General features: G+C 58.2%; 7 protein-coding genes and 1 tRNA gene. 6 read left to right on the top strand and 2 right to left on the bottom strand.

Going from position 1 to position 7308, the window contains the following annotated elements:
• Positions 1-124: 124 nt before the first annotated feature.
• Together AC1DLB_RS24090 and AC1DLB_RS24085 are read right to left on the bottom strand one after the other, a co-directional pair.
• A complete protein-coding gene (locus tag AC1DLB_RS24090; protein ID WP_477744501.1) occupies positions 125-1366 on the bottom strand; it encodes a tyrosine-type recombinase/integrase in 1242 nt (413 codons plus the stop codon).
• Positions 1367-1530: 164 nt separating this feature from the next.
• Positions 1531-1615: transfer RNA gene (locus AC1DLB_RS24085), tRNA-Leu, on the bottom strand.
• 107 nt (positions 1616-1722) lie between these two features.
• Between AC1DLB_RS24085 and queA the strand changes: the two genes are divergently transcribed.
• From queA to AC1DLB_RS24055, 6 genes are all read left to right on the top strand, one after another.
• On the top strand, positions 1723-2772 hold the full coding sequence (gene queA / locus AC1DLB_RS24080) for a tRNA preQ1(34) S-adenosylmethionine ribosyltransferase-isomerase QueA (RefSeq protein ID WP_019651853.1): 1050 nt from the start codon (positions 1723-1725) through the stop codon (positions 2770-2772).
• Between the two features lie 14 nt (positions 2773-2786).
• Positions 2787-3572, top strand: coding sequence for a tRNA guanosine(34) transglycosylase Tgt (tgt, locus tag AC1DLB_RS24075; protein ID WP_477785767.1), 786 nt, complete (start codon positions 2787-2789; stop codon positions 3570-3572).
• Positions 3569-3904: a preprotein translocase subunit YajC gene (gene yajC / locus AC1DLB_RS24070; protein ID WP_007934009.1), complete on the top strand. Its 336-nt coding sequence runs from the start codon at positions 3569-3571 to the stop codon at positions 3902-3904. The genes tgt and yajC overlap by 4 nt, the downstream gene beginning before the upstream one ends.
• 63 nt (positions 3905-3967) lie before the next feature.
• Positions 3968-5836: a protein translocase subunit SecD gene (secD, locus tag AC1DLB_RS24065; protein WP_018926707.1), complete on the top strand. Its 1869-nt coding sequence runs from the start codon at positions 3968-3970 to the stop codon at positions 5834-5836.
• Positions 5837-5845: 9 nt separating this feature from the next.
• Positions 5846-6760 (top strand): protein translocase subunit SecF, encoded by a 915-nt coding sequence (gene secF / locus AC1DLB_RS24060; protein ID WP_477785766.1) that lies wholly within the window; start codon positions 5846-5848, stop codon positions 6758-6760.
• A gap of 120 nt (positions 6761-6880) precedes the next feature.
• The coding region (locus AC1DLB_RS24055) for a glycine zipper 2TM domain-containing protein (RefSeq protein WP_477785765.1) at positions 6881-7308 on the top strand (428 nt) is incomplete at its 3' end.

The following is a 7308-nucleotide window of genomic DNA, read 5'->3' as shown; positions in this document are numbered from 1 at the left end:
GTGTTCCAGCTATTCGCATTTTGTGTTCCAGCCTCATAAGCCCCGAATTTAAAGGCTTTCAGGAGTGTTGGAACACATGGAACACGCGGAACACACGCTTTTTGAGTGATTAGGAATTGCATACTCAAATCGCCTGTCCGAATTGGCCCTGAACGACGTTCCCTTTCTGCAAGCTATCAAGATGATCGGCATACCACTGCATCATGGCAATCCTTTGCTCAAGATATTGAGCTTTGTTGTACACCCCTGAAATACCTTCCTCTTTATGAGCAAGTTGCGCCTCGACATGCTCTTTGGGCCATCCATGTTCACGGAGCAACGTGCTCGCCGTATGCCTTGTACCGTGACCAACTAAGCGCCCTTTATAGCCAATGGTGGCAAACACCTTGTTGATTGTGTTTTCACTGATCGTTGGATTCTTTGCTCCGACTCCAGGAAATAGCCATCGACTACGTCCCGTCAAACAATGCAGCTCTTTCAGCGCAACGAGCGCTTGGCGAGGAAGGGGGCAAACGAAGTCCCGGCGCATCTTCATCTTTGCTGCTGGCGTCGTCCAAATGGCTTTATCGAGATCGAACTCTTTCCATTCCGCCAGACGAACCATCCCCGGCCGTGAGGCTGTCCATATGCAAAGCCATGCCGCTGTCCTCGCGGTGAGTCTGCTGGGAGTATTCTTCAATGCCGTGAGGAATTCGCCGAGTTCAGGCTCTAGTAAATGCGGGTGCTGTTGAGTCTTTGGTGCTTGCGCCGCAATGTCGCGTAGGCGGCTACCCGGATCGTTTTCAGTCAATCCCAGGCCGATAGCTCGCCCGAAAATCTGGTTGATCCAGGTTCGACACTTTTCCGCCACGTTGTGCGCATCTCGGGCTTCTAGCGATGCTTGAAGTTCCGCGCAATCGGTACGGGTAATCTCGTCTAGAGGTTTGTCTCCGAGCGCTGGGAGTATGTCTTTATCGAGATAGGTGCGGATTTTATTGAGAGTAGAGGGTGCGAGGCCTTTCTCCTCTTTTGCCTTGAGCCAAGCCTCCGCAGCAGCTTTGAAGGTTCGGGTTCGAGCAGCATCGATAGCCGCTTTAGCCGAGCGCTTTTGTTCGAGAGGGTCGGCGCCGCTGCTGACGACCTTGCGCAGATCGGCAGCCTTCTCCCGGGCAAGCGCACCGCTGACTTCTGGATAACCACCGAGCCCCATCCAAGCCCAATTACCTGCAGGTCGCTTGTACCGGAGTTGCCATGATTTGCCCCCATCAGGTTTGACCCGGAAATACAGGCCGTTTCCGTCGAGCTCTCGATATTCCTTTGTTTCAGGCTCCAGCCCTGCAAGCGTTGTGTCTGCGAGGGGGCGGCGCTTGATGTCTACGCGCTTCATCCTTGTATCCCAAAGTTCGGTATTTTTCTCAGGATACAAGCAGGGATACAGGGATACAACGGATAAGGGGATACAGGGGTAAACAGACAGGCACAAAAAAACCGGCCAAGTGGCCGGTTTCTCTGGGTCTGAGAGGCTGGTAGAGACTCTCAGATACTGCTATATGGTGCCCCGAGGGAGACTCGAACTCCCACTCCTTTCGAAAACGGATTTTGAATCCGCCGCGTCTACCAATTCCGCCATCAGGGCTCAATGGCGGCGAAGTATAGAGAGGTGAATACCGCTGGTCAATCAGGTACATGGAGAATTTTTGATATTTCCGCTAGACTTCCCGGCCCTGCTAGACGAACCCCATCATGCGCGTTGCTGACTTTACCTTCGAGCTCCCTGATTCGCTGATTGCTCGCCATCCTTTGGCCGAGCGTCGCGGTAGTCGCCTGTTGACCCTGGATGGGGTCAGCGGCGCCCTGGCACACCGTCAATTCACTGATTTGCTTGAGCATTTGCGCCCAGGCGATTTGATGGTGTTCAACAATACCCGGGTGATTCCGGCGCGGCTGTTTGGCCAGAAAGCTTCCGGCGGCAAGCTGGAAATTCTGGTGGAGCGGGTGCTCGACAGTCATCGCGTGCTGGCCCATGTGCGTTCCAGCAAATCGCCCAAGCCCGGCTCGAAGATTTTGATCGACGGCGGTGGCGAGGCCGAGATGCTGGCGCGTCACGATGCGTTGTTCGAACTGGGGTTTGCCGAAGAGGTGTTGCCGCTGCTCGACCGCGTCGGGCACATGCCGTTGCCTCCTTATATAGATCGCCCGGATGAAGGCTCGGACCGCGAGCGTTATCAGACGGTGTACGCCCAGCGCCTGGGTGCGGTGGCGGCGCCGACGGCGGGGCTGCATTTTGATCAGCCGCTGATGGAGGCGATTGCCGCCAAGGGCATCGAGACCGCATTCGTGACCTTGCACGTCGGCGCGGGCACGTTCCAGCCGGTGCGCGTGGAGAAGATCGAAGATCACCACATGCACAGCGAATGGCTGGAAGTCGGCCAGGACGTGGTCGATGCCGTTGCGGCCTGCCGCGCTCGCGGCGGTCGTGTGGTGGCCGTGGGGACCACCAGCGTGCGTTCCCTGGAAAGTGCCGCGCGTGATGGCGTGCTCAAGCCGTTCAGTGGCGACACCGATATCTTTATCTACCCGGGCCGGCCGTTTCATGTGGTCGATGCTCTGGTCACCAACTTCCATTTGCCCGAATCCACGCTGTTGATGCTGGTTTCGGCGTTCGCCGGTTATCCCGAGACCATGGCCGCCTATAAAGCCGCCGTCGACAACGAATACCGCTTTTTCAGCTACGGTGATGCGATGTTTATCACCCGTAATCCCGCACCACGTGGCCCTGAGGACAAAGAATGAGTCGCCAAAGTCGTATGTCGTTTGAGTTGCTTGCTACTGACGGCAAGGCGCGTCGCGGTCGTTTGACCTTCCCGCGCGGTACCGTCGAGACCCCGGCCTTCATGCCGGTGGGCACGTACGGTACGGTCAAGGGCATGCTGCCGCGGGATATCGTCGCCACCGGCGCGGAAATCATTCTGGGCAACACTTTCCACTTGTGGTTGCGTCCTGGCACCGAAGTGATCAAGAAGCACGGCGACCTGCACGATTTCATGCAGTGGAAAGGCCCGATCCTGACCGACTCCGGCGGTTTCCAGGTGTTCAGCCTGGGCGCCATGCGCAAGATCAAGGAGGAGGGCGTGACCTTCGCCTCTCCGGTCGACGGCGCCAAAGTGTTCATGGGGCCGGAAGAGTCGATGCAGGTCCAGCGTGACCTGGGCTCGGACATCGTGATGATCTTCGACGAATGCACCCCGTACCCGGCCGACGAAGACGTCGCTCGCGTATCGATGGAGCTGTCGTTGCGCTGGGCTCAGCGTTCGAAAAACGCCCATGGCGACAACACGGCGGCGTTGTTCGGCATCGTGCAGGGCGGCATGCACCAGGATCTGCGCATGCGCTCCCTGGAAGGCCTCGACAAGATCGGTTTCGACGGCCTGGCCATCGGCGGTCTGTCGGTGGGCGAGCCCAAGCACGAGATGACAGGGTACATTGGCCGCCTTTGTCGATGCCTTCTACGCCAAACGCGGGTTGCCTGTTCCGCCTTTGGACTGAGTTTTCTGACCCCAAGATTCAACATTTGCAACTGGAGTGCTAAATGAGCTTTTTTATCTCTAATGCCATGGCTGACGCTGCTGCACCTGCGGCAGGCCCGATGGGCGGCGGCTTTGAGTGGATTTTCCTGGTCGGTTTCCTGGTCATCTTCTACCTGATGATCTGGCGTCCACAGGCCAAGCGCGCCAAAGAGCAGAAGAACCTGCTGAGCAGCCTGCAAAAAGGTGACGAAGTTGTGACCACCGGTGGTATCGCCGGCAAAATCACCAAAGTGTCCGACGACTTCGTGGTTCTGGAAGTTTCCGACACCGTTGAAATGAAGTTCCAGAAAGGCGCCATCGCCGCCACGCTGCCAAAAGGCACGCTCAAAGCGATCTAAGTTACAACTTCTACTCAATCGACGGGGCGCGCAAGGCGCCCCGCGTCATAAGCGGGCGGCGTGATGCTGAACAAATACCCTCTGTGGAAATACATTCTGATCCTGGCGGTGCTGGCGGTCGGTCTGATTTATTCCGCTCCCAATCTATATCCTGACGACCCGGCCATTCAGGTCAGCGGTGCAAGCACTGCGCTGCAAGTCAATCAGGCTGATCTGGACCGTGTGAGCACCGCGCTCAAGGAATCCGGGATCAACGTCAAGGCGGCCACGCTGGCGGCAAACGGCAAGGGCGGTCTGATTCGCCTGGTCAAGGCCGAAGACCAGTTGCCAGCCAAAGACGTTGTGCGCAAGGCATTGGGCGATGACTACGTCGTTGCACTGAACCTGGCGCAAACCACCCCGCAATGGCTGCGCAGCCTGGGCGCGCACCCGATGAAGCTGGGTCTGGACTTGTCCGGTGGTGTGCACTTCCTGCTGGAAGTGGACATGGACAAAGCCCTCGACGCACGCCTGAAAGTCTACGAAGGCGATGTGAAGAGCCTGTTGCGCAAAGAGAAACTGCGCTATCGCAGCCTGCCGCAACTGGGCGGTGCCATTCAGCTGGGCTTCACTGATGAAGACTCCCGCGAACAGGCCCGTGCGCTGATCCGCAAGAACTTCAACGATTTCGACATTGTTCCGGCCGACCTCAATGGCCAACCGGTACTGCGTCTGGCGATGACCCCGGCCAAGCTGGCGGAAATCCGCGAATACTCCATCAAGCAGAACTTGACCACGGTACGTAACCGCGTCAACGAGCTGGGTGTTGCCGAACCTATCGTTCAGCGCCAGGGCGCCAACCGCATCGTGGTTGAGCTGCCGGGCGTGCAAGACACCGCAGAAGCCAAGCGTATCCTCGGCAAGACGGCCAACCTGGAGTTCCGTCTGGCGGCTGAGCCTGGCGCTTCGAAAGCCACTTCCGAGGAATTCGAGTTCCGTGAAGGCAAGCGTCCTCCGGCTCTGATCGAGCGTGGCCTGATCATCACCGGCGACCAGGTGACTGACGCCAAGGCCGGCTTCGGCGAGCACGGTACGCCAGAAGTGAACATCCGTCTGGATGGCCACGGTGGCGAGCTGATGAGTCGTGCGACTCGCAGCAACGTCGGTCGCAGCATGGCGGTGATCTTCATCGAACAGCGTCCGGTCACCACTTACGTCAAGCAAGTGGTCAACGGCGTCGAGAAAGACGTGCCGGTTCAGACGTTCAAGGAAGAGAAGAAGATCATCAGCCTGGCGACCATCCAGTCGCCGCTGGGTGCCCAGTTCCGCATCACTGGCCTGAACGGCCAGGGCGAATCGTCCGAGCTGGCGCTGCTGCTGCGTGCCGGTGGTCTGGCGGCTCCGATGTACTTCGCTGAAGAGCGCACCATTGGCCCAAGCCTGGGTGCCGACAACATCACCAAAGGTATCGATGCATCGTTGTGGGGCATGCTGTTTGTCTCGCTGTTCATCATGGCCATCTACCGCTTCTTCGGCCTCATCGCCACCGTTGCGCTGGCAGTGAACATGGTGATGCTGCTGGCCTTGATGTCGCTGCTGGGTGCAACGCTGACCCTGCCGGGTATCGCCGGTATCGTATTGACCATGGGTATGGCGGTCGACGCCAACGTCCTGATCTTCTCGCGGATACGTGAAGAGATCGCGGCCGGCATGACCGTACAACGGGCAATCAACGAAGGCTTCGGCCGGGCATTCACCGCGATTCTCGACGCCAACCTGACAACCTTGTTGGTGGGCGGGATTCTCTTTGCCATGGGCACCGGCCCGGTCAAGGGTTTCGCCGTGACCATGTCCCTCGGGATCTTTACCTCGATGTTCACGGCCATCATGGTGACCCGCGCGATGGTCAACCTGATCTTCGGCGGTCGTGACTTCAAGAAGTTGTGGATTTAAGGGGCTGCCATGTTACGTACAATCAACTTCATGGGCGTTCGCAACTTTGCGTTCGGCGTCACATTGTTCCTTACCGCGCTGGCAATGTTCAGTGTCTTTCATAAGGGCATGAACTGGGGCCTGGACTTCACCGGCGGTACGCTCATCGAGCTGACCTACGAGCGTCCGGCCGATGTCACCAAGGTGCGTGAGCAACTGGCTACAGCCGGTTATCACGAAGCCATCGTGCAGAACTTCGGTGCGACTACCGATCTTCTGGTGCGCATGCCTGGCGAAGATCCGCAACTGGGTCACCAGGTGGCTGAAGCGCTGCAGAAAGTCGGCGGCGACAACCCGGCTCAGGTCAAGCGTGTCGAGTTCGTCGGCCCGCAGGTGGGTGAAGAACTGCGCGACCAGGGCGGCCTCGGCATGCTGATGGCGCTGGGCGGCATCCTGATCTACCTGGCTTTCCGCTTTCAGTGGAAGTTTGCGGTCGGTGCGATCGTGTCCTTGATCCACGACGTGATCGTGACCGTCGGTATCCTGTCGTTCTTCCAGATCACCTTCGACCTGACGGTGCTGGCGGCGGTACTGGCGATCATCGGTTACTCGCTCAACGACACCATCGTGGTATTCGACCGGGTTCGTGAGAACTTCCGCGTCCTGCGCAAGGCCAGCCTGATCGAGAACATCAACATCTCGACCACGCAAACCCTGCTGCGGACCATGGCGACGTCGATCTCCACCTTGCTGGCGATCGCGGCCCTGTTGTTCTTCGGTGGCGACAACCTGTTCGGTTTCTCCATTGCCCTGTTCATCGGTGTTCTGGCGGGTACTTACTCCTCTATCYACATCGCGAACGTGGTGCTGATCTGGCTGAACCTGAACAGCGAAGACCTGATTCCTGTGGCGACGAGCGAGAAGGAAGTCGACGACCGCCCATAACGGTTATCTTTTTCCTGCTGCAAGCCGAGAAGGCGCGAGTGTTGAACTCGCGCCTTTTTTCATGCTCCAAGGCTGGGAGAAGCGCGGGTTTGTCCCGTCTGTTATAGCCAGGAGGTTCATGTGAACAAGTCGTTGCTGGTTGGTGCGGTATTGGGTGCTGTCGGTGTGACTGCCGGTGGTGCTGTTGCCACCTACAAACTGGTTAAAAGCGGCCCTGAGTATGCACAAGTGCTGGCCGTTGAACCGGTCAAGACACAAATCAAGACTCCACGTGAAGTGTGCAAGGAYGTTACGGTGACCCGGCAAGCGCCGGTGAAAGACCAACACCAGATCGCCGGTACGGTGGTCGGCGCCCTGGCTGGTGGCCTGTTGGGCAATCAGATCGGCGGCGGTACAGGCAAGAAAATCGCCACAGTGGCCGGTGCGGTCGGCGGCGGTTATGCGGGTAACAAGGTGCAGGAAGGCATGCAGGAGCGTGACACCTACACCACGACTCAGACTCGCTGTAACACGGTCAATGACATCAGCGACAAGGTCGTAGGCTACGA

Source organism: Pseudomonas sp. 05N434 (assembly GCF_056396965.1).
Note: the sequence above shows the minus strand (reverse complement) of the source record. Positions and strands in the feature narration are given on the sequence as shown.

Bases quoted from the DNA above. Each gene is read 5' to 3' on its own strand.
- yajC (WP_007934009.1), top strand. From the start codon at position 3,569: ATGAGCTTTTTTATCTCTAATGCCATGGCTGACGCTGCTGCACCTGCG.
- AC1DLB_RS24090 (WP_477744501.1), bottom strand. From the start codon at position 1,366: ATGAAGCGCGTAGACATCAAGCGCCGCCCCCTCGCAGACACAACGCTT.
- queA (WP_019651853.1), top strand. From the start codon at position 1,723: ATGCGCGTTGCTGACTTTACCTTCGAGCTCCCTGATTCGCTGATTGCT.
- tgt (WP_477785767.1), top strand. From the start codon at position 2,787: ATGTCGTTTGAGTTGCTTGCTACTGACGGCAAGGCGCGTCGCGGTCGT.
- secD (WP_018926707.1), top strand. From the start codon at position 3,968: ATGCTGAACAAATACCCTCTGTGGAAATACATTCTGATCCTGGCGGTG.